The following is a 332-nucleotide window of genomic DNA, read 5'->3' as shown; positions in this document are numbered from 1 at the left end:
CCCAATTATTAATATCCCCATCAAATTTAGTACAACCAAAAAACATAAATCTTAAATCTGTTACCTTAGACAAATTTGGTATGTCGGTAGCATTATACGTCATGTTTTTACAAGAGAAAAAAGCACTTTCGAAAGATTCCCAAATATTATCTCCCCACTGCTCTATCGTTTGTAGTTTTGAAGCATTTAAAACGGGACCTTTTCCTCCATTTTTCTCTTTTTCATCACCACCACCTCCAGATTGATTTTCAAATCTAATGGCAGGTAGTACTCCAGAAACAGCTACAGTATGTACACCTGGCTCCACATAAGTATGCTTCGGGGTAGTTGTT

Annotated in this window: 1 protein-coding gene; it reads right to left on the bottom strand. The window is 36.4% G+C overall.

The annotated features are described in order from the left end of the window. Positions 1-332 (bottom strand): BspA family leucine-rich repeat surface protein (locus Z053_RS29690; protein WP_035097394.1); only part of this gene is annotated, 332 nt, incomplete at both ends.

Source organism: Aquimarina megaterium XH134 (assembly GCF_000520975.1).
Lineage (GTDB): Bacteria > Bacteroidota > Bacteroidia > Flavobacteriales > Flavobacteriaceae > Aquimarina > Aquimarina megaterium.
This window is presented reverse-complemented; position numbering and strand designations above follow the sequence as displayed.